Consider the following 25339-nt stretch of genomic DNA (forward strand, 5'->3'; position numbering starts at 1 on the left):
TTAACTCCTCTTTCAGCAGGTTCCCGGCTTGCAGCCGCAGCCACCTGCCTTGATGCGCGGTTTCTCGGCACTTGTCAGCGTGATGCCTAGCTTCTGGGCCAATTGGGCACGCGACGGGTACATGCCGGTGGAGACGATGTGACCATCAACGGCGAGGATAGGCAGCCGGTCCATACCGGCTTCCATTTCCTTGACCACGGCCGGATTGGCGGCAAATACCTGCGGTTCCTGGCCGAGATTGTGGCGCACGACGGTGATGCTGTGCTGTTCCACCCATTTCAGGTCGGCGGTGAACTGGGCCAGTACCGGGTCAACGTCAACACCGCAAACACCCGTGGAGCAACACATGGCCGGGTCAAATACTTCGAGTTTCTTCATGATCCACTCCTTATACGTTTTGGGCTTCGTACCAGCCCTTGGATGCATTGACCACTTTCACTACCAGCAGCATCACCGGCACCTCGATGAGCACGCCCACCACGGTGGCCAGAGCCGCGCCGGATTCGAAGCCGAACAGGCTGATGGCAGCCGCCACGGCCAGTTCGAAGAAGTTCGATGCCCCAATGAGTGCCGATGGGCAAGCGACATTGTGCTTCTCGCCGACTACTTTGTTCAGCCAGTAGGCCAGTGCCGAGTTGAAGAAAACCTGGATGAGGATGGGCACGGCGAGTAATGCAATGACCAAGGGCTGCTTGATGATGGCTTCACCCTGGAAGGCAAACAGCAGCACCAGGGTGGCCAGCAGCGCCGAAATGGACCACGGGCCAATCTTGGCCATGGCGGCATCGAAGGCAGGCTGCCCCTTGGCCAGCAAGGCCTTGCGCAGAAGTTGGGCCAGGATGACCGGAATCACGATGTAGAGGACAACCGAGGTCAGCAGCGTGTCCCATGGCACGGTGATAGAAGATATGCCCAGCAGGAAAGCGACGATGGGGGCGAAGGCAAACACCATGATGGTGTCGTTCATCGCCACCTGCGACAGCGTGAACAGCGGGTCGCCGTTGGACAGCCGGCTCCAGACAAAGACCATGGCGGTACAGGGTGCGGCGGCCAACAAAATCAACCCGGCGATATAACTGTCCAACTGGTCGGCCGGAAGCATGGGCGCGAACAGATTGCGCACGAACAACCAGCCCAGAAAAGCCATCGAAAACGGCTTCACCAGCCAGTTCACGAATAGCGTGACGCCGATGCCACGGACGTGCTGCTTCACTTCATGCAAGGCACCGAAATCAACCTTGACCAGCATCGGAATAATCATGACCCAGATGAGCAGGCCGACCGGCAGATTCACCTGTGCGACCTCCATGTGGCCGATAGCTTGAAATACCTGGGGTGCCAGCTGGCCGGCAGCGATACCGGCAATGATGCAGAGAAACACCCAGAGGGTCAGGTAGCGCTCGAAGACGCTCATGGGTGCACCGGCGGCGGCCTTGGCGCTGGCTTCACATTGCACAACAGACATGGCAGCTCCTTACAAGCCCAGGGCTTCGCGTACAGCCGGCACCAGCCGAGCACGAATGTCGTCGCGGACAGCCAGGAAGCTATCCAGCGGTTCGCCGTGCGGGTCATGGAAGCCAACATGGATACGCTTTACCGGACGCGGGAAGATGGGGCAGCTTTCCTTGGCGTTGTCGCAGACGCTGACCACCAGGTCGATATCCTGTTCCATCACGTCTTCGACTGTTTTCGGGAACAAGCCTTCCGTCGGCAGACCTGCCAGCTTCAGGGCTTCGATAGCACCATCAGCAACTTTGGCTTGCGGGCTTGTCCCGGCGGAAATGCCGCGCACCAGGCCCGCCAGGTCGTTGTTGAGAATTGCTTCGCCCATCTGGGAGCGGCAGGAGTTTCCCGTGCACAGGACGAGGACGGTTTTGGGATGGCTCATGGTCATTACTCTTGGGGTTCAGTTTTTTTGGTGCGACGCTTGGCAACCGTGTCACATGCTGCAGTCTTTGGTAGACATGCCTTGCCCTGACAGCAGTTGTGGGCCAGGAATGCAATCAGCTCATCCATCGTCTCGTATTCGGCGGAATAGTGGATGAAGCGGCTCTCACGCTCGCCCTTGATGAGGCCAACACGGCTCAGGTGCGACAGATGGAAGGACAGCGTGGCATTCGGAATGCTTAGTTGTTCACCAATGGCAGAGGCGTTGATACCCTCCGGGCCGGCTTCCACGAGCAGGCGGAAGATGGCGAGACGGGACTCGTGCCCGAGGGCGGCGAGGATTTCGGCGGCGTTTAAGGTTTCCATATTTCCAAGTTTATAGAAATATAGACTCAAGTCAAATGACGGATTTGTTGCGGCGGTGCTGCCTCGAGTTTCATCGGGGCAGTTGCAGGCAGCTTGAGTCTCTGCGAAGTTGGTCGCATCCAGTCCAGGCGAAACCCATGATCGTGAGACGTTCGGGTCCGGAGAGCCTCCTGAGTGATGGGACCGGTTGATTGATGGAGATGTGAGCTTGATTTGGCCGTTTAAACTGAGCTGCAGCGCAACATTCAGATAATGCATGGAGACAGCATGACGGGATGGTTATTGATACTGGGTGCACCGGTATTGGCCGGTGGCTTGCTGATGTTGCTTTGCGGGGTGGCTATCCTGTTTTTTGGCAGCCTTTCGCTACTGGCGCGGGGGCTGGCGTGGTTGTGCGCTGTTGCGATTTCACTTTGCGACTACTGGTCTGCTCGCCGCAATCCTCCGCGCTGATCTCAATGGGCCATGGCCAGCGGGTATAGCCACTCCGATCTTCGATCAAGGCGATGGCGGACTGGCCAAACACCACACCAGTCTTTTCTGCATGGCGGTACTTGAGTCGTTCAAATGTGTTGTCTGCGGCGTTTTTTTACCTGGTCCTGCAGAGAATGGATGCCTGGTCCTTCATCGCTCCAGCGCCATGTGCGACCCTATCAATACCGTTTGGCTATTTGCTGGAGTGTCTTCTGCCGGGCAAGAGAACACCGTGACCTGCACGAGGGTTTATCTGCGTATAATCTGTGCTGCGCCCTCGGCCTATGTGTCCGGGGGCTCTGTTTTTTATCGGATCCCGTCGAAAAACAGTAGCTGCTGGTTACTGTTTTTTGCCTCCTAAACATTGCAGCACGGCTATTCCCTCATGATCATCCTGAAAAACGTGGCCTTGCGTCGCGGCACCAAAGTCTTGCTGGACGGCGCAACGGTCAGCATCAACCCCGGCGAAAAAGTCGGCCTTGTCGGGCGTAATGGCGCGGGCAAGTCATCGCTGTTTGCGGTACTGAATGGCAGCCTGCACGAGGATGGCGGGGATTTCTCCATTCCCAGCCAGTGGCGCATGGCGCAGGTGGCACAGGACATGCCGGAAACCTCGCAGAGTGCCACCGATTTCGTGGTGGAGGGGGATATCCCCTTGCTGGCGGCGCGGCGCGAAGTGGCGGAAGCCGAGGCCGGTGAAGACTATATGCGCATGGCGCATGCCTATACCGCGCTGAACGATGCCGGTGAACATGATGCCCCGGCCCGGGCGCAGGCGCTGATTCTGGGGCTGGGCTTCAGTGTGGCCGAGCTGCAGCAGCCGGTGAACAGCTTTTCCGGCGGCTGGCGCATGCGCCTGCAACTGGCGCGCGCGCTGATGTGCCCGTCTGATTTGCTGCTGCTGGACGAACCGACCAACCACCTGGATCTGGATGCGCTGGTGTGGCTGGAAGCCTGGCTCAAGCAGTACGCCGGCACCATGGTGGTGATCAGCCATGACCGTGAATTTCTGGATGCGGTAACCAATGTCACCTTGCATATCGACCACGGCAAACTGGTGCGCTACGGCGGCAACTACAGCAAGTTCGAGGACATGCGCGCCGAGCAGATGATTCTGCAGCAAGCCGCCCAGGCCAAGCAGCAGGAAAAGATGGCACACCTGCAAAAATTCATCGACCGCTTCAAGGCCAAGGCCAGCAAGGCCAAGCAGGCACAAAGCCGGGTCAAGGCACTGGAGCGCATGGAGAAGATTGCGCCGGTGCTGGCCGATGCCGACTTCCAGTTCGAATTCAAGGAACCAGGCAGCTTGCCCAACCCCATGCTGACCATGTCACAGGCTTCGTTTGGCTATCCGGCTGCAGAAGGTGCTCCGGCAGATACGCCGCCCACCGTGATTGTCCAGGGTGTGAATCGTTCGGTATTGGCCGGCCAGCGTATTGGCATTCTAGGTGCCAACGGCCAGGGCAAATCTACCTTGGTGAAAACGGTGGCCGAAGCGCTGCGTGCCATCAGCGGTGAGATTATTCGCGGCAAGGGCCTGAGTATCGGCTACTTCTCCCAGCAGGAGCTGGATGTATTACGGCCGGAAGACGACCCGTTGCAGCACATGCTGCGGCTGGTGCGGGAAACGCCGACACAGCTGCGCCCGCCGGCTAATGACTGCCGTGAGCAGGGGCTGCGCAATTTCCTTGGCACCTTCAATTTCAGTGGGGACATGGTCAAGCAGGCAGTAGGCAGCATGAGCGGCGGCGAAAAAGCACGGCTGGTGTTGTGCATGATTGTGTGGCTGCGTCCCAATCTGCTGTTGCTGGATGAACCGACCAACCATCTGGATTTGGCCACGCGCGAGGCGCTGAGCGTAGCGCTCAATGAGTTTGAAGGCTCGGTGATGCTGGTTAGCCATGACAGAGCCCTGCTGCGTGCGGTGTGTGACGAGTTCTGGATGGTGTCGCGTGGTGGCGTCAGCGACTTTGATGGCGATCTGGACGATTACCAGGTTTATCTGCTGGCAGAAGCCAAGCGCCGGCGTGAAGAGGCTGCGGGCAAGCGTTAAGCCGGAGGCATGCTCTGGGTGAGCCGCTCTGGTTTGTCTTGCCGTATCTGGGCAAGTCTGGGGGCTACCGGAGCAGACCTACCATGCGGGCCCCCATTTTTTACTGAGGGGCAAGCATGGACATTGAAACCAGGATGTATACCGCTTGTTACAGCTTGGCAGCATCCAGCAAGCGTGGCTGCAGCAGGCTGCTTATCCAGCTCATGAACACCTGCACGCGTTGTGGCAAATGGCGGCGATTCGCGTAAACCAAAGAAACGGGCATGGGCGCAGGGCGATAGGCGGGTAGTAATTCCACCAGTTGCCCGTTAGCAAGATAGCTGCGCATGCCCGGCTCGGGTGATTGTACAATGCCCAGCCCGGCGAGGCAGGCCGCCGTATAGGCCTCGGAGTTATTCACGGTGAGCACACCGCCCATGGGAACATGGCGCATGCTGCCAGGTGTATCGGGATCAAGGTATTCAAAGCCGGGTTCGCGGCCACCGAAGTTGGTGAGATAGTGGACCAGGCGGTGGTGGCTGAGGTCGGCAAGCGATGCCGGCAAACCGTACTCGGCAATGTAGGCAGGACTGGCGCAGTTGATCATGTGGTACTGCCCAAGCGGCCTGGCAATCAGGCTGGAATCAAGCAAGGCTCCCACCCGCAACACACAATCGAAACCCTCGCGTACCAGATCCACGCGCCGATCGGTGCTGCTCAGTTCCAATTCCAGTGCCGGATGCTGGCGCAGGAAGGCCGACAGATTAGGAATCACCAGATCCCGTGCGATGGCAATCGGCATATCCACCCGCAAGCGCCCGCTGACTGCGGAAGGTTCTTTGCGAAACAGAAGCTGCAGTTCAGCAAAATCAGCCAGCAGATCCTTGCTGCGTTCGAACACGGCTCGCCCGTCCTGTGTCATCTGCACGCTGCGCGTTGTGCGGTGCAGCAGGCGAGTGCCGAGCAGATTCTCAAGCTGCTGTACCGCCAGTGAAACCGTTGCCTTGGGTAGTCCCAGGCTCTCCGCCGCCGCCGTAAAGCTGGAGAGTTCGGCAACACGCACAAAAATCTGCATGGAATCGAGCTGGTTCATGGTGAGCAGGAATTTGTTTGTAAATATTGGACAGTTTAGCCATAAATTGATGCTTTATCCTGTAATTTATTGCCAATAGACTGCGAAGCATCAGGACGGCAATGCCCCTGAGCCATCTCACCCTAATCAGGAGATCACCATGTTTCAACGCATCGCACTCATCACCGGCGGCAGTCGCGGTCTCGGTAAAAATGCAGCCCTCAAGCTGGCAGCCAAGGGCGTTGACGTCATCTTCACCTACCACACCCGGCAGGATGAAGCTGCGGCACTGGTTGCTGAAATCGAAAAGCTAGGGCGCGGCGCAGCTGCGCTGCAACTTGATGCAGGTAATGTGCGTGGCTTTGCCGACTTCACAGCGCAATTGAAAAATCTGCTGCAGACCAAGTGGCAAGCCGGGCAGATCGACTACCTTGTCAATAATGCTGGTATGGGTATCTATGGCAGTTTTGCAGAAACCACAGAAGAACAATTCGATGCACTGATGAATGTGCATCTCAAGGGTGTTTTCTTTCTCACCCAAACACTACTGCCACTGATTGCCGATGGTGGGCGTATTCTGAATATATCCAGCGGCCTGGCGCGCTTCAGCTTTCCCGGCTACGCTGCTTACGCCACGATGAAGGGGGCGATCGAAACCCTCACGCGCTACCTTGCCAAGGAACTCGGCCCGCGTGGTATTTCGGTAAACGTGCTTGCTCCAGGAGCCATTGAAACCGACTTTGGCGGTGGCAGCACGCGCGACAATCCACAGGTTAATGCCATGATCGCAGCCAATACGGCGATGGGGCGTGCGGGCCTGCCCAGTGACATTGGCGACGCCATTGCTGCGTTGCTTACTGCTGAAAGCAACTGGATAACCGGTCAGCGGATTGAGGCTTCCGGCGGGATGATGTTGTAATCTATCTGCTGCATACCGCGCATTGCCGATAGCTACCCGATCCGGTATTCGCCTGGCTTGCGTGTTTGAGCATGGCTGCAGCCAGCAAGGTTGAGGTACTGGCGACTGTCCATGCCGAACACCTTAGCGTTGCTGTCTGAATAAGGAGAAGAAAATGTCTACTGCCACCGTCAAGGCCCTGCTGCAAGACACGCCTTACCGTGTGATATTTACCGATGACCTCGGCAATAGCTGGGCGGCCGATGAACCAGAAGAGGTGGGTGGGGGCAATACAGCACCAACGCCGGATCGGCTGCTGCTGGCCAGCCTGGGTGCTTGCACGGCGATTACCTTGCAGATGGTGGCTACCCGCCGCCAACTCCCATTGCAGGGGGTACAGGTTGAATTACAGCTCAACCCGGAAGGCAAACCAGAAAACGGCAATATGATTACGCGCCGGATCATGGTAAAGGGGGCGTTGAGCCCGGAGCAGCAAGCCCAGTTGCTGAAAGTAGCCAACAGCTGCCCGATACACAAACTGCTGACCGGCGAGATACACATTGCCACCGAACTGGTTGTCTGAGCATGGCCGCTTGGATTCCAACCACCAGGCTTGCCCATGATGGGAATAATTGCTCGATTTAAGGTTCGTTTAATCTTGTTCTGCGAAAGTAATGTCGAGAGACTCTCAATCAAGAGGACAAGGCCATGATATCGAGTGTAAGCAGCGCAATGTCTTATCAGGGTTATCAATCAGTCAGCAGGGCAGCAAGCCAAGCTACGCAGCGTGTCACTGATCGTGATGGTGACAACGACAACAGCAAGGCCAACGAAGTCGAGCAGAAAGCTACACAGGCATCGGGTACTATCGGGACAAGAATAGACACTACTGCCTGAGCATCACCAATAAAAGCAGCGCGTCACCTTCGCGTACAGCCCACTGTCATGGTGGGCTTTTCTACATTTAAGCGGTGCGGGCCTAAGGACGGTCAAAGAATTGGGGTGGGGTTTATGATATTCAGGAATAATGCCTGTCATTGGCCTCATTGGCTCCGGATTACCAAGTGAAACCCTATCAATTTGCCATCATGGCCTGCCTGTGCTTTGGCCTATCCGATATAGCCAGTGCTGGCGACTACACGCCGGGCAAGAGTGAGCCCCGTCAGGAGATGAAGCAGGAGCCAGGCAAAGGAATTCGCGTTCTTCGATGGCTGCGTCCCTGCCAGTTGAGGCCCGGTAAGCGCACATTCAAGAGTTGGCGCTGGTGCCCTGCTGGCTGATGTACCAGATGCATCTGCTGCGTGATTTTCTGGCAGCGGCCCGTGGGCAACTGCCGGCTGCGACGCAATAATATCCGTACAGCATCCCGTGGCAGCACCCTGGCTATATTCGGCAGCCGGCTGGTGGCAGGCTAGTGCAGTGCCTGGATATAGGCTGCCAGTGCCCGGATTTCTTTGTCATCCAGTGTTCTGACAATCGCCTGCATCTCTACGGCGGAAGGCCGCTGTGTACTGGCAAATACATGTAGCTGCTTGTCTACATAGGCAGCATGCTGACCCGCCAGCCGCGGCCCGCTCTCACTGCCTTCCCCATTAGGTCCATGGCAGGCCATGCAAGGCGGAGTTCCCTTGGCTTCATTGCCATTCCTGAACAGCATCCCTCCCTGGTCGACCAGGGAGGCCGCTACCGTGGCCGGGTTGGGCAGCGGCTTTTGCCCGGCAAAATACTCCGCAATGCTGGCAATGGTGTTGTCATCCAAGGTGGCAGCTACTCCCCACATATAGTCATGGGCGGATTCATCACTGCGGCTATGGTTTTTGAGTGCCTGCAATTGCTGCACGATATAGCCGGCCTGCTGGCCGGCCAGGCGTGGAAACAGAGGAGAGCTGCTATTTCCATCCGCAGCATGGCAATTGGCACACCACTGTCGTGCCAGATCTTCAGCCGCACCAGCTGCTGAAACATGCAGTGGAGTCAGGATCAGCATGCCAAGCAGTGCAATTTTCGTGATTTTCATGGCCATCGCTCCTAGAAGGCTATCCAGGTGTAAAGATAGGTCGTGTTGTTGTCCCGTGCATTACGGCCATTGCCATCATAGTTGTGACTGGCACCCTGATATTTCATGAAAGCGGTATATTGCAGCCCGACTCGCCAGTAGGGTTTGATCATGTAATCGAACTCAAGCATATAGCCTGTCGTATCCGGGCTGCCGGTATTGCTCCAGGCGGTCCAGTCAGTTGTGCCATGTTCGCCAAAATACCCCAGGCTCAGTCCATAAGTGTGCTGATACCAGTAACTGGCCTTGGCCCTAATGCTGTTCAGCTTGCTATTGCTTGTCGCCCGGTCATTGCCGACATGTGAGGCATCCCAGTCCGTACTTTCATGAATATAGGAAAGCTGGGTGGTGAAAATGTGCGGATCAGACAAGTACTGGTATTGCATGTCGATTCCACGGTCGTGGTAATGATCCAGCGGTGAATTGGTGTCGCTACTATCGGCGTGGACTTTGGCATCCATGCCGAACACACCGACAGTAAGGGAATTCAGCCCCCAGTCCCGGTTATAGGCAAAACGCAAGTAGGGATTGTTGCCGCTCAGGCGGTTGCTCAGATCCACCCCGTGACTGAGGAAGGAGAACGGGCCATCTGCCACGCGATAGCTGCCTATCTCGGCATACCAGTTCTTGTTGAGAAAAGCATAGGCGCTCAGCCCGGCCACTTGCTGGGCCAGTCCCCCTTCAATAAGGGTTGCCTGTGGTCCGATTCCCCAGACGCCGGCTAGCCGCGAGGATTGGTAGGGATAACCGAACGCCGGCGTTGAATTCCATGCATCCTGTACCGTCGGGTTGTTATTCAGTGTCAGGCCGTAGATCAGATCAAGGTCAGCCTTGGCAAGGTGCCAGCTCAGCCGCCAATCATTGTTGTCTACGGTGGTTTTGCCGCTGAAAGTCGTGCTGCCATCGGCTTGGCTTGTGCTGTTGAGGTTGTTGTAGGTCCATTGGGAAAACATGCCGACATGGTCTCCGATCTTGCCGGCAATAAACAGGCTGCCACCCTCCAGCTGCAGCTCATTATTGCGCGGGTAGCTGCTGTCATTGCCTTGCGTATTGGATACCTTGCTGACAGAGGCTACTGCCATGGCCGCAACGGGAAAGCGCTGTGTCGTACCCAATGTGTAGCCGGATAATTTGAACAGTCGACCGTAGGGAGTCAGCTCCGGGAAGCTGACATGACAGGCCACGCATGCTTCACCCGTTTGTCGGGCATAGCTTGGCAAGGCAAAAGCATGCTGTTGGAACAGCAACATCAACAAGGGATATAAAACAGACAGACATGCGAGGTGGTAGGGTTTTTTCATGTCCAGCTCCCGTAATTGTTCTAAGACGAAGCGCTTACTGAAAGCCTAAGCCGGACAGGGGAAAACACATCTCGCGCAGGATGTCTATTGATCTATATCAAACAAACATCATGTTAATTGTTGTAAATAACCCCTCCTCGGTGAGCGCGGAAGCCATCTGGCAGCAGGAAAATACCTGGGACTTTCTATTGCGAGTTCGTTTTTTATCGGTTGTGCAGACATCGGTTCATGCTCAAGCATTTCCAACTACCGCTTGAAACCTATCGCTGTGGGGCTATTGCCGAGTGGGGCTTTGCTTCTGCAGCGGCTGCATGAGGCGCGCAATGTTGATGAATGCGCGCCGATGCAAGGCTTCACCAATCAGGCCCGTCTCGTCATGGCAGGTGACTTTGAATAGCAAGGTCCTGCCATCGGTTTCGATCAGCTCAACTTTCCCGCCACCTTCATGCCGACCGGCGTACCGATCACATGGCAGATATCAATATGAACGCCCACCGTATGTTGATCCGGGGCCGGAAAGGGGTGCAGGCCCTGGATGCAGGTTTGTTTCATTAATGCCAATATCATTACGGTTGCCAGTGCTGGCGGCATATCCTGAAAGCCAGGCCAGCAGGCATTGACTCCGGACACGGTATGTCGTGGCTCAACTAGTGAGCTGCTATGCAATGGCGTAGCCGATTTCCTCTTCAAGCCCGGCTATTGCAGCAAACGTGGCAATCGCTGCCATAACGCAGTAGCTCACCCAGGCAGGGTTTCTCCTTTGAATTGATGCCGTAAATAATACCTTGGCACTAATGTAATTTTCAGTTGTGCAATATTGCTGAGCAGAAGCGATGGACGACGACTGTTGTGTAGGGCTTGAAGGATAAATTCCGGGTCTGGTGATGAACTGTATTTGACCTTTTGGTAAATTTTTATGATTTTGGCATGATTGTTATGTCGGGGGGAGGTGACTGGTCGGTGTTGCTACTGGTAGCTGGATGTAGGCGCTTGGTGTGTCCGAATTAAGTTGGCTGGTTGCTTCTTGGTTTTCTGTTTGATCAATAATTTTTGCTGGAATAGTTTAAACATTTCCTATTGATTGCGCGCAGATGAAAAACAATGTAATCATCATGGTTATGTAAATATTACTGGCTATGATGCCGCTTGCATTGTGCTTGGATACGGGTCTGCAAAACAAATCTCAACATCAAACCATTCATCTATAAAAACATGCGCAACAATCAGCCAGTCAGCCAGCAGGAAACCATTGTTCCAGATGGTGTTTTTATTTACTCGAGAACCGACACACAAGGAAATATTACCGAGGCAAACCAGGCATTTGCAGAAATAAGCGGGTTTGAACAAGCGGAAATGCTGGGGCAGCCACATAACCTGATTCGCCATCCGGACATGCCGGAGGAGGCTTTTGCCGATATGTGGCGCAATCTGAAGCAGGGTCGTCCATGGCGCGGGCTGGTCAAAAACCGGCGCAAGGATGGAGGCTACTACTGGGTGAGGGCCAATGCATCGCCAGTTCGCGAGCAGGGAAGAATTGTTGCTTACCAGTCGGTGCGAACACCGCCGGGGCGCGATGAGGTAGTCGCTGTCGAGCAATTGTATCGGCGCATCCGGCAAGGGGACCGTTCAATCCGTATCGAGAATGGTCGGGTTGTCCGCAACCAGGCTGCCTGGCGAATGATGGCCAAAGGCTTTGGTTTCCAGCTCTATTTTACGCTGTTCTTGTTATTGGCCAGCCTGGTGCTGGGTTTGCTGTCTACCCGTTTCAGTGATATTACCTCCCAGTTTTACTGGGTGGCTGCCTTGGCCTTGCTGTTTGGTTTGTGGCAGTTGTTTGTCACGATGCCAAGGACAATGGGTCGACTAAACCGCATTCACCATTTCCTCAATGACCTGCTCAGTACCGGCAATCTGCAGGCTTCGTTGCAGCCTACGCGCAACGATATCATCAGCCATATTGCTACAGAGCTGGACAACCAGACTGCAGCAGTCGCGGCAACACTGCAGGTCATGCAGAATGCTGCGCGTAATGTGCAGGATACTTCTGGCCGTCTGAACCGCAGCGTGGCTGAAATGGTTTCTGCCGCGTCCCTGCAGACGGATAAAACCAGTGAATCAGCTGCAACCATAGAGCAGCTGGCGGCCTCCATCGGCCTGATTGCACGTCATGCCCACGATACCGAATCGGTCACCCGGGATGTTGGCAGCAAGGCGGAAGAGGCTTCCCGTTTATCCGAGCATGCAACTGAAACCATCCGTGCTCTGGCGGTGTCAGTGATTGGCTCGGCAGAGACGGTGGAGCAGCTAGGCGTGCGAACCGAGGATATCGGCAAGGTGGCTAATGTCATCAAGGACATTGCCGAGCAGACCAATCTGCTGGCGCTTAATGCTGCCATCGAAGCAGCCCGGGCAGGCGAAACCGGCCGCGGCTTTGCAGTAGTGGCTGATGAAGTACGCAAGTTGGCTGAGCGTACCGCCAAGGCCACGCTGGAAATCGACAAGATGATTGCTCGTATTCAGGCGGATACCAGCGGTGCTGTTGGCAGCATGCGACAAAGTGCAGCTCAGGTGAATACCAGTGTGAATCTGGTGCACCAGGCGCATGGGGTGCTAGATGAAATCAGTCTGCAAATGAGCAGGGCAGTGGGTATGGTGGGTGAAATAAGCCATTCGGCAGATGAGCAGAAAGCAGGGATGGATCTGATGGAACAAAGCCTGGAATCCGTGGCTGCGCTGACAGATCAGAATCTCCAGATTGCACGCGCCACCGAGTCAGATTCCAGCCAGCTGCAAATCAATGTGGAGCGCATGAGCAAGGCTGTAGCGCAATATAAGGTGTAATTGCCATGCTAGGCTGCTGCCCTGGCTAAACCGGAAGCTGCAAGCAGGGGGGGCTTGTAGCTTCCGGTTTTCCTGCGAGGAGTCATCCTGGGTATATGTTTACTGGTACAACAATCAGAAAACCAAAGACCAGTGTCAGGCCAATACACTTCAGGATGATGTTTTATACCGATTGATTTAAGTGCCGAGGCAGTAAATTAGGCAGAATATCAAAATTGATCCTGCTATTCAGGATAAGATCAGAATACACTCTTGATTTTTTGCCACATGGTTTTATCTTTGTTTACCTTGCAGTAGGCATCAAGCTCCGGTCCGATTTTCTCAACGTCTGCAATGATTTCCGCTGCGGATACTTTGCCATTTTTGTGTTTGCTGATTTCGTAACCGATAATGACCGGTTTGTCGGTTTCCTTCAGCACCAGATAGTCATTGCAGCTGATTGAGTATTTGGCTGGTGATTTGGCAGGCGAAGTGCTGCTCTTGCTGGAGTCATTGGAGGCAATGGCCAGGCCAGAGCTGCTTAACAGGGCAGTCAGAATGAGAATGTGCAGTTTTGCAGACATGTGTAGGCTCCTTGAGTTTGCAATATGACCTGACTGATGCATTTTTTGCGTCAGGTGGTTATATCCTCAAGTTTTATATTTGATCAGTCAATATGTAATCTCTGTCTTATTCCCTTATGTGCTTATGTAATTTTCTGGATAGTAAAAATTATTTTCTTTCTACTGAATTGAAAATTCTGTTAGTTGAATTTCATGCCGCTGTTTTTGATATTGGTAAGATAAAAGCAGAGAGAGGGAAGGCTTTGCAGGGCGTGATGGTTTTGTGCTGCTTGCCATACTTGGGCAACCGACCATGGGTTATGTCAGCGAAATGATGGCGAATGGATGGCAAGGGCTTATTTTTAGCCCAGTAATGGCCCAGCCTTGATGACTGCCTGGGTTCGACTATTGACTTCCAGTTTGCGCAGGATGGCCGAGACATGTGCCTTGACGGTGCTTTCGGCAATGTTCAACTCGTGGGCGACAATCTTGTTGGGCTTGCCTGCCACAATGGCTTCCAGTACGCAGCGTTCTTGTCGGGTAAGGCTGGCAATACGGCTGCGCATGGCCAGTTGTTCGGGGGACAGCGGCAGCGGTGTGAGGCTGTTGGTGTCGTGACCGGCAAGTTGCGCAGGTTGGTAGATTTCTCCATCTTCGGCAATACGGCGTACCGCATCGGCCATTTGCTTGCGCGGGGTGGATTTGGGTATGAAGCCGCATACACCCAGTTGCAGCGCCGCTGTTACCACTTCGTTGCGTTCGTCGGCGGAAACCACCACCAGCGGTACTACCGGTGCGGCTTGCCGTAGTAGGGCAATGCCGCTGAGGCCATGCATGCCGGGCATGTTGAGGTCCAGCAATGCCAGTTCCAGAGAGTCGTCATTGATGGCGGCCTGTACTTCTTCCAGTGATGTGCATTCAATCAGACGGATATCTCGTCCGAACGCTTCCAGTACCACGTCCTTCAGTGCCTCGCGGAACAGCGGATGATCATCGGCAATCAATACACTCATATCCATCTTGAATCGGCCTCGCAAAAGTGGCTGCCCGGCGTTGACAGCGTTCAAGACTATAGCCTGAAACCGCTGATGCTGGCAGCATGAGCCCGACATGCTGCACCAAAAGCATGCTTGCACATCATCATCTTGTTGATGGCGTTGGCCGCTGCTGCAGATGCAGCGCTAGAATGCAATGAACGGGTTCGGGCAAGCCTGACAGGGCCGACCGGATTTTGCCATGCAACAAAAGTACGAGCCGGTGCATATCAATCAATAAAACCGGCCAACTCACAAGAATGGCTGCCCCTGCAGCACCGGGCAGCAAGGTGGAGACAAGATGGAGAAGCCCCAGGTATTACTGGGCAGCACCCAGCAGCAGGATCCGCTGCCGGCGGCGGCTGAGCTGTTTGCTCAGCTGTATCAGCCAGCACTGTCACTGGTGCTGCTGTTCATTTCCCCGGCTTATGATCTGACCCGGCTGGCACCTGCTTTGCAGCAGCATTTTGGCACTGCGCTGGTGGTGGGATGTACCACGGCCGGTGAAATCGGCTGCCATGGTTATCAGCAAGGCAGCATCAGCGGCGTTAGCTTTGCCGAGCCGGATTTTTTTGCCGTGGCTTCCCGGCTGGATAATCTGCACGCTTTCGAGCTGGCCGACGCATTTGAAGCGGTGATGACGGCCAGGCACGAGCTGGCGCGCAACAGCGGCAAAGCCATCGACCGTAACAGCTTTGCGCTGATGCTGATAGACGGCCTGGCAGCCTGCGAGGAGCGGGTAGCCAGCCGCTTGTCATCTGCACTGGGGAATATCCCGCTGCTGGGGGGGTCTGCCGGTGACAATATGCGTTTCGAAAACACCGCCGTATTGCTGGATGGCCGGTTTCATAATCAGGCGGCTGCCTTTGTCATGGTGGCCAGCCGCCATCCCTTTGAAATGTTCAAGTCCGAACATGCCGCCCGCAGCGGCGAGCGCATGGTGATTACCGAAGCGGATGTCGACAGCCGGCTGGTAACGGAAATCAATGCCGAGCCGGCCGCGGTGGAATATTGCCGCACGCTGGGGCTGGACCCGGACCAGCTGGACGCCAATACCTTTGCCGCCCACCCGCTGGTGTTGCAAGTAGGCGGCGTGCCGTATGTGCGCTCCATCCAGCGCGTGAATTCCGACCTGTCGTTGTCCTTTTTCTGTAGCGTGGACGAGGGCGTGGTGCTGTCTGGTACGCAGGCGCAGGATCTGGTGGCCAGCCTGGATCAGACCTTTGCCCGCGTGCGCAGCCAGCTTGGCCCCTTGCAGGTGGTGCTGGGTTGTGACTGTGTACTGCGTCGCATCATGATCAGCAATACCGATGCGCAAAGCCGGCTGTCCCACCTGCTGGTACAGAACCGGGTTGTTGGCTTCAATACCTATGGCGAGCAATTCAATGCCATGCATGTGAACCAGACCTTCACCGGCATTGCCATCGGTTATGCCGCTGATCGTGCAGGATAATTCCGGGGGTAAGCATGGATTCGGCTGCTGACATCAATCTTGCCGACAAGCCTGCGCTGCTGCAGTACATTGCCCTGCTGGAAAAGGACAATGCCAAGCTGCGCAAGATCAACAATGCGTTGATCTACCGTGTGGAAAGTGGCATGGCGGACAATGGCAATTCCTTTACCATTTTCCAGGTTTCGGCTGAGCTGGAAAAACGCATCCAGGAGCGTACCCACGCGCTGGAGCGTGCCATCAACGACCTGAAAACCAGCAATATCGCGCTAGAGGAAGCCCGGCTGGTGGCCGAGCAGGCCAATAACCGGCTGGGCGTGGCGGTGGATACCATTGCAGACGGTTTTGCCCAGTGGGACCAGCACGACCGGCTGGTGCGCTTCAACCAGCGCTTTGTTGATTTGCAGCCAGCATTGCGACGACATGTGCACACCGGCATGTATTTTTCTGAATATCTGGATCATCTGGCTGATTCCGGTAGTGCGCTGGAAGCGCTGGGGCAGGCAGATCACTGGCGTGCCCAGCGCAGCAGCCTGCACCGTGACAGTAGTGGCAGCTATCTGGAGCCGCTGAGCGACGGACGCTGCCTGCGCATCAGCGAACGTGCCACCGCAGATGGTGGCCGGGTGGCCATTTACACCGACATTACCGAAATCAAGCGCCAGGAGCAGTTGTTGCGCCAGCAAGACCAGGCGGCGCACCGGCAGTTGCTGGAAGCCACGGTCAACAGCCTGCGCCAGGGTATTGCCGTGTTCGACCAGCACTCGCGCTTGTTGGCCTGGAACCACCGCTTCTGCGAACTGGCCGGCCTGCCGCCCTCAACCCTGCGCCTCGGCCAGGCGCTGCCGCTGGAGGCGGAAATCCCGCTGCTATGTCCGGTTCACGGCAGTTACGAAGTGGAAACCGGCCACGGCCTGGTGCTGGAGATCGAATCCTGTCCCATGCCCAACGCCGGTTTCGTGATTACCTGTAGTGATGTCACTGCCCGCAAGCACGACGAACGCGCGCTGCGCGAGAGCGAATCCAAGCTAAGGCTGATTACCGATGCGCTGCCGGCGCTGATTTCCTATGTCGACAAAGACCAGGTCTACCGTTTCACCAACAAGGGGTATGAAGACTGGTTTGGCAAACCGGTGCACGAAATCAACGGCCATACCCTGCGCGATGTGCTGGGACCCGCCTTGTATGACCCGCGCCGCCATTTTGTCGAGCAGGCGCTGGCCGGCATTTCCTCGGTCTTCGAACTCAAGATGCCAGCCCCCAAGCGTTCGGTGGAATACGCCCAAGCGGCGTTCATTCCCCATATTGGCGAAGATGGTGCTGTGCATGGTTTTTATGCGCTGATCCAGGACATCACCCAGACCCGCCGTGCCGAGCAGGTGCTGCAGCAGGCCAAAGAAGAGCTGGAGTTGAGTGTGACGGCACGTACCGTCGAACTGCGCCAGGCCAATACCCAATTGCGTGAGGCCATTGTGGCGGCAGAGGAGGCCAATCGCAGCAAGACGCGCTTTTTTGCCGCCGCCAGCCACGATCTGCTACAGCCGCTGAATGCGGCGCGGCTGTTTGTCGCCAGCCTGGCCGAGCGTGAAACTGCTGGCGATGGCATGCGGCTGGCACAGCATGCCGCCAGCTCACTGGAGGCGGTGGATGATTTGATCAATACGCTGCTGGAGCTTTCCCGCATTGATGCAGGTGCGCTGCAAGTAGAGCACAGCCACTTTCATCTGGACCAACTACTGCGTCAGATCAGCATCGAGTTTAGCCCCTTGCTGGCCGAGCGCGGATTAAGCCTGCGTTGCCATCCCTTGCCGGTGGTGGTGCATACCGACTGGGTGTTGCTGGGGCGTATCCTGCGCAACTTCCTCAGCAATGCACTGCGCTATAGCGAGCAGGGCCGCGTGCTGCTGGGCGCACGGCGAACTGCCGAAGGCGTGCTGGTTGGAGTGTGGGACCAGGGACAGGGCATTCCCGCAGGCAAGCTGTCGCTGGTGTTCGAGGAGTTCCAGCGCTTGTCCGAGCACAGTGCCATGTGCAGCAAGGGCCTGGGGCTGGGACTGGCCATCGTCAAGCGGCTGGCCGGTCGTTTGCAACACCGGCTGGTGGTGCGTTCGCATTATGGCCGTGGCTCTTTCTTTGGTATTGTGCTGCCCTATGGTCAGGCCGAGTCCGTCAGGACCATGCCACGCCAGCAGGAGCGGGTGGCGGTATCCGGTCCGTCGGAGCTGCAAGGCCTGTCAGTACTGCTGATCGATAACGAGCCGGCCATTCTGGCCGGTATGAGCACCTTGCTATCCGGCTGGGGTTGCCTGCCGCTGGCTGCTGGTGGCGCTGAGCAGGCGCTGGCCTTGCTGGCGCAATTGAGCCGGCCGCCGGATGTGATTCTGGCCGATTACCATCTGGACCATGACGAGCGTGGGCCGCAGGTGATCCGCGCGCTGTATCAGCAACTGCAGCAAAGGATTCCGGCCGCCATCATCACGGCGGACCGTACGCCGGAAGTCGCCGCTGAAATTGCTGCCGGCGACTGGGCGATGCTGACCAAGCCGGTACGTCCGGCCAAGTTGCGCGCGCTCATCGGTCATCTGGGCCGACTGGCACAGCCTACCGGCTGCTGATCAAGCTGACAGGCTTGCTGCTACTTTTCTAAGACCAAAGTCGAATAGAGGAATGCAGGGCGATTTCGCACAATGACATGGCAGCCGGTAGACACGCCGGCGCTCCGATTCTAATAGCCAGGAGGCAACGTCATGTATCAGCAAGCGCTCGCAGCACTCAGCAAGAAACTCCCGCTGAAATCCCGTTACGACAACTTCATCGGCGGCCGCTGGGTGGCACCGGTACAGGGCCAGTACTTCACCAACATCAGCCCGATCGATGGCAAGCCGCTGTGTGACATTGCCCGCTCCACCGCTGCCGATATCGAACTGGCACTGGATGCCGCTCATGCCGCCGCCGACCGCTGGGGCCGCACCGCACCGGCTGTGCGTGCCAATGTATTGCTGAAGATTGCTGACCGTCTGGAAGAGTACCTGCCTTTCCTCGCGCTGGTGGAAACCCTGGACAACGGCAAGCCCATCCGCGAAACCAATGCCGCCGACCTGCCGCTGGCCGTGGATCACTTCCGCTATTTCGCCTCCTGCCTGCGGTCGCAGGAAGGCTCGCTGTCCGAGCTGGACGAAGACACCGTGGCCTACCATTTCCACGAACCGCTGGGCGTGGTGGGGCAGATCATCCCGTGGAACTTCCCCCTGCTGATGGCAGCCTGGAAGCTGGCTCCGGCGCTGGCTGCCGGTAACTGCATCGTGCTCAAGCCGGCCGAGCAGACCCCGATGGCCATTCTGGTGCTGATGGAAGTGATTGCCGACCTGCTGCCGGAAGGCGTGCTCAATGTGGTGAACGGTTTTGGCGTGGAGGCCGGCAAGCCGTTGGCCACCAATCCGCGCATTGCCAAGGTGGCCTTTACCGGTGAAACCGGCACTGGCCGCCTGATCATGCAATACGCAGCCGAAAACATCATTCCGGTGACGCTGGAGCTGGGTGGCAAGTCGCCCAACATCTTCTTTGAAGACGTGATGCGCGAAGACGACGACTTCTTTGACAAGGCGCTGGAGGGTTTTGCCATGTTTGCCCTGAATCAGGGTGAAGTATGTACCTGCCCGTCGCGCGTGCTGGTGCAGGAGTCCATCTACGAAGCCTTCATGGAGCGTGCGGTCGCCCGCGTCAAGTCCATCAAGCAGGGCAACCCGCTGGACATGGCAACCATGATCGGTGCCCAGGCCTCACGCGAGCAGCTGGACAAGATCCTGTCCTACATCGATATCGGCCGCGCCGAAGGCGCACAGGTACTGACCGGTGGTGGTCAGGCGCATCTGGGTGGTGCTCTGGCCGAGGGCTTCTATGTAGAACCCACCATTCTGGCCGGTCATAACAAGATGCGCGTGTTCCAGGAGGAAATCTTCGGACCGGTTGTCGCCGTGACTACGTTCAAGGACAAGGAAGAAGCCCTGCGCATTGCCAACGACAGCGCCTTTGGCCTGGGAGCCGGTGTCTGGACCCGTGACGGCAATACTGCCTACCGCATGGGCCGCGAGATCAAGGCTGGCCGTGTCTGGACCAACTGCTACCACCTCTACCCGGCACATGCTGCCTTTGGTGGTTACAAGAAATCCGGTATCGGTCGTGAAACGCACAAAATGATGCTGGATCACTACCAGCAAACCAAAAACCTGCTGGTAAGCTATAGCCCGAAGGCACTGGGCTTCTTCTAAATCACGGTGTATCCGGCTACAGGCGGCGTGGGGCTCATCCGCACGCTGTCGACTGGCCGGCAGCAGTCCATTACACGGTCACGGCCTGCCTGGTCGTGACCGCTTGCAAGCAGCGGTCCTCCTTGGGGGTGGCGCGAGCCGCTCTCGCTTTGGCGCCGCCGGTATCTCGCAAAGGAATGACATGATTTCCCGCGTCAACATGACTGAGCGTGCTGCGGAACTATTGTCGGTGTTGTGCCAGCGTCATGGTTCCTTGCTGTTCCACCAGTCTGGTGGGTGTTGTGACGGCAGCGCGCCACTGTGCTTTACCCAGCAGGAATTCCGTGTTGGCGATCATGACATTTTGCTGGGAGAAATCGGCGGCTGCCCTTTTTATATCAGCGCGTTTTTGTATGGTTATTGGCAGAACTGCCAACTGACCATCGATGCCCAGCCAGGGCGCAGCAGCAGCTTTTCGTTGGAAGGGAGTGAAGGCATGCGCTTTGTAACCCTGTCGCGCCTGTTTACCGAACAGGAACTGGCCATGCTGGCGCAGCCACCTGCAACCACAGCCTGAGCTGCAAGGCCAGGCCATGAAAAAACCCCGGGAAGCCGGGGTTTTGTGTTTTCAGGCCAGTGCAGGCAAGGACCAGTGTTGTCGGTCGGTATACTTGATATTCTGCTCCCGGGCCGCAGCTTCAGGACGCATCCAGATAGTCGTAGCCGGCCCAGTCCAGCCCATAGCCGCGTCCCTGCTGCTTCAGGTTGACCGGTTTGAGCAGACCATGCTGCTGCATGTAATGCAGGTGCGCATGGATGGTGGGCTCGTTGAACTCGTCCCCCGTTTCGCGCCGGATGGCTGTCATGATCTGGCGTTCATCCAGATATTGCACCTGCTTGGCGCGCAGAATGCGTAATATTCTGAAAACCAATAATTCGTTGCGAGGCATTGGGCTTTATCGTGTTGCAGCGGTCTTTCAGTTATCTGACATTTTTATTGCATTCGTCAAGAAATATGACGGAAGTGTTTCATTCAGGAGTAATCAATAGTGTTGGAGCGTCCCGACTCCCCATGTATCGCACGTTGCACGACTGCGGTAGGTGACAATGTCTGTCGTGGTTGTGCCCGCAGTTTTACCGAGATTTCCAACTGGTGCTTCATGGAAGGCACAGAGCGCGAACAGGTGTGGCAACGGTTGCCGCTACGCCAGCCACTGCTGGATATTGCCGAGCGCTTGGGTACCTTGCTCGACTTGCAAAACTTGGACGGCATTGAGTGGGGTGTCGTACGGCTGGAGGGCCGGGCGATCCTGCTACGTCTGCATAAGGCACAACTGCAACTGCGCTTGCCCGATGGCCGGGCCTTGCCGCTGGCCATGGAACAAGGGCTGGATGGGGTGGAAGCGCAACTGCACCAATATATTACGTTAGCAAATTAGCATTAAAGAGAGGACTGAAGTATGGCGCAAGACAGCTCGCTGCCAGAATTCTGGGATCAGCGCTATCAGCAGGGGGTGACCCCCTGGGAAGGTGCCAGCCCAGATGAGCAGATGCATCGTTTCATTGCCACGCTGCCTGCAGCTAGCAGGATTCTTCTGCCTGGTTGCGGCAGTGCCAGCGACGTGCCCTGGTTGGTAAAGGCGGGCATGCAAGTGGATGCCATCGACTTCAGTCTTGAAGCCATCCAGCGCGCTACGCTTGCCTTGCAAGACACCCCGGCCCGCTTATGGCAGGCAGATTTCTTTGCCCTGCCGGCCCGGCAAGCTTATGACGCAATATTTGAACGTGCTTTTCTCTGTGCCTTGCCGCCAGGCCGCTGGGACGACTATACCCAGAAGATGAGTCAGTTGATTTGCCCCGGTGGTTACCTGGCAGGGGTGTTTTTTCTGGCCGAGAAACCGAAGGGACCACCGTTTGGTACCAGCCTGCCGGCGCTGCAGCAGCTTTTTTCCGGACACTTTGTCTTGCAGGAGTGTCGGACAGTTGACTCCACCATCCCCGTCTTTGCTGGTCAGGAGTTCTGGATGGTTTGGCAGCGTCTACCTGCGGAAGCGAGTGGCGGGGAGTGATGATCTTTCAGTTTCTTTGTTTACAGTTTTTGTTTTCTATGATCATGATGGTAATGGTTCTTGATAGCAATCAGTTTTATCCTAAATTTGAGTAGTCATTTCACAAATTTCAGGTAAAAATGTAGCGCCCGCTTTAAACATATAACAAGTAATACCAGCAGGTCGTAAGGAGAGAGCATGGAGTGGTTCTGGCGCATTTATACTCTGGTTGAGAAGACGATTTTCTACACACTCACCAGGAAATTGTGCAGTTTCTTTTTTTTGAGCCTGTTCCAGCTCATCATGCTGGTATATGTCTATCTGGTGTTGACGGATATTCGTGGCCAGCTCAATGGTTCGGGAATGAGCGCGACAACGCTGGAAAGCATTCGCAGCAGCATAGACGGGGCCATTTTCTGGTCTGCAAGTTTGTGGTTGGCTGGTTTTGTATTTGTTTGCTTCATGGTCTGGTACTTGCGCTATCTGATCGTACGGCCATTGAAGATGATTATTGGCATCTTCAATGAAATCGGGGCGGGCGAGGGGGATTTGTCGCGTGATATTCCAACCATCACCCATGATGAAATCCGTGATGTTTCGGTTTCCTATAACCGCTTCCAGTTGAAAATGCGGGAAATCATCAGCAATGTGCGCCTGATGACAGTACGTATTGCCATGGACTCGGCGCGTACCCGCAAGAATGTCAGCGAATCGCTGGGTAGCGCGGTGCGACAAGACGAATTTGCCACCCGGGTACGGGATGCCAGCGACCAGACAACAAACGGCATCAACCAGGTAACCGGCCAGACCCAGTCCATTTCCTCTTCCACCTTGTCCAATCTGGATGTCGCGCGCGAGTCATATGACGAGCTGAAAACCGTTGCAGATCGCATCTTCGACATCAGCCAGAAAGTGGGTCATTTCAATCAGACCGTGGAAGATCTGAGCCAGCGTTCGGCCAGCATCAAGACGATTGTCGATCTCATCAAGGATATTTCTGATCAGACTAATCTGCTGGCACTGAATGCGGCTATCGAGGCAGCCCGGGCCGGGGAAACCGGACGCGGTTTTGCTGTGGTGGCAGATGAAGTGCGCAAGCTGGCGGAAAAGGTGAAAAAGGCTACCGACGAAATTTCCAGCAATATCGATGGCATGCTGGGCCTGGTGTCGGATACCCAGGTGGAAACCAACGAAATTACTGCCGGTACCCACCAGGCAAGAGACGTGGTTTCCCGTGCATCGCAGCATTTTGGCCGCATGATGGGCGATTTTGAAACTACCGCCAGCAGTCTGACCCAGATAGCCGGCACCATGGAGGACTTTGCCGAAACCAACCGGCAGGTCAATCGCCACGTCTCCGAGATTCACGGGCTTGGCCAGCAGGTAACCGAGCGCCTGAATCATACCGAGCAGGTGGCTGACGAACTGTCTGGTGTGGCCGAGCAGGTTCAGGAAATGGTATCCCGCTTCATTATCGGAGAGGGCGAGTTTGACCGTATGATCGGCCTGGCACGTCATCTGCGCGATCATCTGCAAGGCATGCTGCAACAGCAGCTGCAAGGTGGTGCCGATATCTTTGATAAGCGCTATCAGGCGATTCCCGGCAGCAAACCAACCAAATACCATACTGCTTATGACGAGAAGCTGGCCGGGCTGGTGCAGCCGCATTACGACGCACTGGTGCGTGATGTAGTCGGAGGACGCTTTTGTCTATTGGTTGATACCAATGGCTACGCCCCAACGCACAATAGCTGGTATAGCCAGCCCCTGAGCGGCGATGAAGAGAAAGATCTGGTAAACAGTCGCGACAAGCGCATGTTTGCTGATCCGGCCGGGCTGAAATCAGCACGTAATACCGAGCCTTTTCTGCTGCATACCTATATGCGGGATACCGGCGAGATTCTTTCCGAGCTGACATTGCCGGTCTTTGTGGATGGCCGGCATTGGGGGGCGCTGCGGCTGGGTTTTGATCCCAGCAGCCTGCTGGAGGCGGCTGGCCTGGAAAACAAGACCAAGCGCTGAATGGCAAGCCAGAATGAAAAAAGAGGCCTTTGGGCCTCTTTTCATTTTCCTGCCTGCAGGAGGATTCAGTCCAGCTGCGAGGTGCAGCACGGACAGCGGCTGGCCTTGAGCGGCACGCTGGACAGGCAGTAACGACATTCCTTGGTAGCCGGAGTGGGAGCGGCTTCCGCCGGGGCTTCCCGCTTCAGTCTGTTGATGGCCTTCACCAGCATGAAAATGGCAAAGGCAACAATGGTAAAGCTCACCAGCGAATTGATGAACAGGCCGATATTCATTGTCACTGCACCAGCCTGTTTGGCGGCTGCCACTGAAGCGTAAGGCCCAGCCTGCTTGACGCCTTCCTTCAGGACCAGAAACAGGTTGGCAAAGTCGACATTGCCTACCAGCAGGCCAATAGGGGGCATGATTACGTCATCGACCAGCGATTTGACGATGGAGCCGAAGGCACCGCCAATAACCACACCAACGGCTAGGTCGATTACATTGCCCTTGACGGCAAATTCCTTGAATTCTTTCAGAATGGACATGACTGATCCTTTGAGTTTTGTTTAATACAGTGTTAACCAAACTCTAGTTTAGCATGAATATGCTGATATGTTGCTCAGCGCATTCTTGGGTATCAATGCAGAGCTTGTCAAAAGGAAAAAAGAATCCAGGTGGGCGGAAGGCAGAAGAGGCAGATATAAAACAAAAAACCGCCTCATGAAGGCGGTTCTCTGTGAAGGTATTTGGCTCCCCGAGCAGGGCTCGAACCTGCGACCTGCGGATTAACAGTCCGTCGCTCTACCAACTGAGCTATCAGGGAATAAAACAGCATGCATTGCGAGAGTGGCTCCCCGAGCAGGGCTCGAACCTGCGACCTGCGGATTAACAGTCCGTCGCTCTACCAGCTGAGCTATCAGGGAATAACCGGGCAATGCTTAGATTGTGGGGTCTTGGCTCCCCGAGCAGGGCTCGAACCTGCGACCTGCGGATTAACAGTCCGTCGCTCTACCAACTGAGCTATCAGGGAACATCCAAGAGAGTGCGAACTATACCGATGGGAATCAGGCCTGTCAACGCTTTGGCG

25 protein-coding genes and 3 tRNA genes are annotated in these 25339 nt (G+C 56.0%); 12 read left to right on the forward strand and 16 right to left on the reverse strand.

The window, feature by feature from the left end; genetic code table 11:
- Positions 1-12 precede the first annotated feature (12 nt).
- Genes arsD through GSR16_RS21115 form a run of 4 tightly spaced genes read right to left on the reverse strand, consistent with a single transcriptional unit; the run spans position 13 to position 2511 of the window.
- Positions 13-378 (reverse strand): arsenite efflux transporter metallochaperone ArsD, encoded by a 366-nt coding sequence (arsD, locus tag GSR16_RS06545; RefSeq protein ID WP_159875704.1) that lies wholly within the window; start codon positions 376-378, stop codon positions 13-15.
- Between the two features lie 10 nt (positions 379-388).
- The gene (arsB, locus tag GSR16_RS06550; RefSeq protein ID WP_205677508.1) at positions 389-1465 is read right to left on the reverse strand and encodes an ACR3 family arsenite efflux transporter; all 1077 of its coding nucleotides are present in this window, start codon (positions 1463-1465) and stop codon (positions 389-391) included.
- A 9-nt stretch (positions 1466-1474) separates the two neighbouring features.
- Positions 1475-1888, reverse strand: coding sequence for an arsenate reductase ArsC (locus GSR16_RS06555; protein ID WP_159875705.1), 414 nt, complete (start codon positions 1886-1888; stop codon positions 1475-1477).
- A gap of 5 nt (positions 1889-1893) precedes the next feature.
- Complete coding sequence (locus tag GSR16_RS21115) at positions 1894-2511, reverse strand: ArsR/SmtB family transcription factor (protein ID WP_240902616.1); 618 nt, start codon at positions 2509-2511, stop codon at positions 1894-1896.
- 9 nt (positions 2512-2520) lie between these two features.
- On the opposite strand from GSR16_RS21115, the gene GSR16_RS06565 reads away from it, so the two are divergent.
- Positions 2521-2706, forward strand: a complete 186-nt coding sequence (locus GSR16_RS06565; protein WP_159875706.1) for a hypothetical protein — start codon at positions 2521-2523, stop codon at positions 2704-2706.
- Positions 2707-3112: 406 nt separating this feature from the next.
- A complete protein-coding gene (locus GSR16_RS06570) occupies positions 3113-4780 on the forward strand; it encodes an ABC-F family ATP-binding cassette domain-containing protein (RefSeq protein ID WP_159875707.1) in 1668 nt (555 codons plus the stop codon).
- Between the two features lie 148 nt (positions 4781-4928).
- Here the strand turns inward: GSR16_RS06570 and GSR16_RS06575 are convergent, their stop codons facing one another.
- Positions 4929-5852 (reverse strand): LysR family transcriptional regulator, encoded by a 924-nt coding sequence (locus tag GSR16_RS06575; RefSeq protein WP_159875708.1) that lies wholly within the window; start codon positions 5850-5852, stop codon positions 4929-4931.
- Positions 5853-5991: 139 nt separating this feature from the next.
- Between GSR16_RS06575 and GSR16_RS06580 the strand changes: the two genes are divergently transcribed.
- Positions 5992-6750 (forward strand): SDR family NAD(P)-dependent oxidoreductase, encoded by a 759-nt coding sequence (locus GSR16_RS06580; RefSeq protein WP_159875710.1) that lies wholly within the window; start codon positions 5992-5994, stop codon positions 6748-6750.
- A gap of 154 nt (positions 6751-6904) precedes the next feature.
- On the forward strand, positions 6905-7312 hold the full coding sequence (locus GSR16_RS06585) for an OsmC family protein (protein ID WP_159875712.1): 408 nt from the start codon (positions 6905-6907) through the stop codon (positions 7310-7312).
- 828 nt (positions 7313-8140) lie between these two features.
- On the opposite strand, the gene GSR16_RS06590 is transcribed toward GSR16_RS06585, so the two are convergent.
- From GSR16_RS06590 to GSR16_RS21025, 4 genes are all read right to left on the reverse strand, one after another.
- Positions 8141-8746 (reverse strand): c-type cytochrome, encoded by a 606-nt coding sequence (locus GSR16_RS06590; protein WP_159875714.1) that lies wholly within the window; start codon positions 8744-8746, stop codon positions 8141-8143.
- Between the two features lie 11 nt (positions 8747-8757).
- Positions 8758-10086: a hypothetical protein gene (locus tag GSR16_RS06595; protein WP_205677509.1), complete on the reverse strand. Its 1329-nt coding sequence runs from the start codon at positions 10084-10086 to the stop codon at positions 8758-8760.
- Between the two features lie 274 nt (positions 10087-10360).
- A complete protein-coding gene (locus tag GSR16_RS21450) occupies positions 10361-10486 on the reverse strand; it encodes a hypothetical protein (protein WP_420837515.1) in 126 nt (41 codons plus the stop codon).
- A 20-nt stretch (positions 10487-10506) separates the two neighbouring features.
- Complete coding sequence (locus tag GSR16_RS21025) at positions 10507-10677, reverse strand: thioesterase, FlK family (protein WP_205677510.1); 171 nt, start codon at positions 10675-10677, stop codon at positions 10507-10509.
- A 621-nt stretch (positions 10678-11298) separates the two neighbouring features.
- Here GSR16_RS21025 and GSR16_RS06605 point away from each other — a divergent pair.
- On the forward strand, positions 11299-12927 hold the full coding sequence (locus GSR16_RS06605; RefSeq protein WP_159875716.1) for a methyl-accepting chemotaxis protein: 1629 nt from the start codon (positions 11299-11301) through the stop codon (positions 12925-12927).
- Between the two features lie 239 nt (positions 12928-13166).
- Here the strand turns inward: GSR16_RS06605 and GSR16_RS06610 are convergent, their stop codons facing one another.
- Both GSR16_RS06610 and GSR16_RS06615 read right to left on the reverse strand, forming a co-directional pair.
- Positions 13167-13490, reverse strand: a complete 324-nt coding sequence (locus tag GSR16_RS06610; RefSeq protein ID WP_159875718.1) for an HdeA/HdeB family chaperone — start codon at positions 13488-13490, stop codon at positions 13167-13169.
- A gap of 341 nt (positions 13491-13831) precedes the next feature.
- Positions 13832-14482 (reverse strand): response regulator, encoded by a 651-nt coding sequence (locus GSR16_RS06615; RefSeq protein ID WP_240902617.1) that lies wholly within the window; start codon positions 14480-14482, stop codon positions 13832-13834.
- Positions 14483-14804: 322 nt separating this feature from the next.
- On the opposite strand from GSR16_RS06615, the gene nosP reads away from it, so the two are divergent.
- The 4 genes from nosP to GSR16_RS06635 all read left to right on the forward strand — a co-directional run bounded on the left by nosP (position 14805) and on the right by GSR16_RS06635 (position 20777).
- A complete protein-coding gene (gene nosP / locus GSR16_RS06620) occupies positions 14805-15956 on the forward strand; it encodes a nitric oxide-sensing protein NosP (RefSeq protein ID WP_159875722.1) in 1152 nt (383 codons plus the stop codon).
- 14 nt (positions 15957-15970) lie between these two features.
- Positions 15971-18568: a hybrid sensor histidine kinase/response regulator gene (locus GSR16_RS06625; protein ID WP_159875724.1), complete on the forward strand. Its 2598-nt coding sequence runs from the start codon at positions 15971-15973 to the stop codon at positions 18566-18568.
- Positions 18569-18700: 132 nt separating this feature from the next.
- Entirely contained in the window at positions 18701-20221 is a 1521-nt protein-coding gene (gene adh / locus GSR16_RS06630; RefSeq protein WP_159875726.1) for an aldehyde dehydrogenase, read from the forward strand.
- 181 nt (positions 20222-20402) lie between these two features.
- Positions 20403-20777, forward strand: coding sequence for a DUF779 domain-containing protein (locus GSR16_RS06635; protein WP_159875728.1), 375 nt, complete (start codon positions 20403-20405; stop codon positions 20775-20777).
- Positions 20778-20898: 121 nt separating this feature from the next.
- Here GSR16_RS06635 and GSR16_RS06640 read toward each other — a convergent pair whose 3' ends face one another.
- Positions 20899-21150: a hypothetical protein gene (locus GSR16_RS06640; RefSeq protein WP_159875730.1), complete on the reverse strand. Its 252-nt coding sequence runs from the start codon at positions 21148-21150 to the stop codon at positions 20899-20901.
- A 99-nt stretch (positions 21151-21249) separates the two neighbouring features.
- On the opposite strand from GSR16_RS06640, the gene GSR16_RS06645 reads away from it, so the two are divergent.
- The 3 genes from GSR16_RS06645 to GSR16_RS06655 all read left to right on the forward strand — a co-directional run bounded on the left by GSR16_RS06645 (position 21250) and on the right by GSR16_RS06655 (position 24270).
- The gene (locus tag GSR16_RS06645) at positions 21250-21639 is read left to right on the forward strand and encodes a DUF1289 domain-containing protein (RefSeq protein ID WP_205677511.1); all 390 of its coding nucleotides are present in this window, start codon (positions 21250-21252) and stop codon (positions 21637-21639) included.
- A gap of 21 nt (positions 21640-21660) precedes the next feature.
- On the forward strand, positions 21661-22269 hold the full coding sequence (locus GSR16_RS06650) for a methyltransferase domain-containing protein (protein WP_159875732.1): 609 nt from the start codon (positions 21661-21663) through the stop codon (positions 22267-22269).
- Positions 22270-22446: 177 nt separating this feature from the next.
- A complete protein-coding gene (locus GSR16_RS06655) occupies positions 22447-24270 on the forward strand; it encodes a methyl-accepting chemotaxis protein (protein WP_159875734.1) in 1824 nt (607 codons plus the stop codon).
- Between the two features lie 65 nt (positions 24271-24335).
- On the opposite strand, the gene mscL is transcribed toward GSR16_RS06655, so the two are convergent.
- The 4 genes from mscL to GSR16_RS06675 form a co-directional block, all read right to left on the reverse strand.
- Entirely contained in the window at positions 24336-24797 is a 462-nt protein-coding gene (gene mscL, locus GSR16_RS06660) for a large conductance mechanosensitive channel protein MscL (RefSeq protein WP_159875736.1), read from the reverse strand.
- A gap of 202 nt (positions 24798-24999) precedes the next feature.
- Positions 25000-25075 (reverse strand) — tRNA-Asn (locus GSR16_RS06665).
- 24 nt (positions 25076-25099) lie between these two features.
- Positions 25100-25175: transfer RNA gene (locus GSR16_RS06670), tRNA-Asn, on the reverse strand.
- 31 nt (positions 25176-25206) lie between these two features.
- Positions 25207-25282: transfer RNA gene (locus GSR16_RS06675), tRNA-Asn, on the reverse strand.
- Positions 25283-25339: the final 57 nt, after the last annotated feature.

This window comes from Aquitalea denitrificans, assembly GCF_009856625.1.
GTDB classification, from domain to species: domain Bacteria; phylum Pseudomonadota; class Gammaproteobacteria; order Burkholderiales; family Chromobacteriaceae; genus Aquitalea; species Aquitalea denitrificans.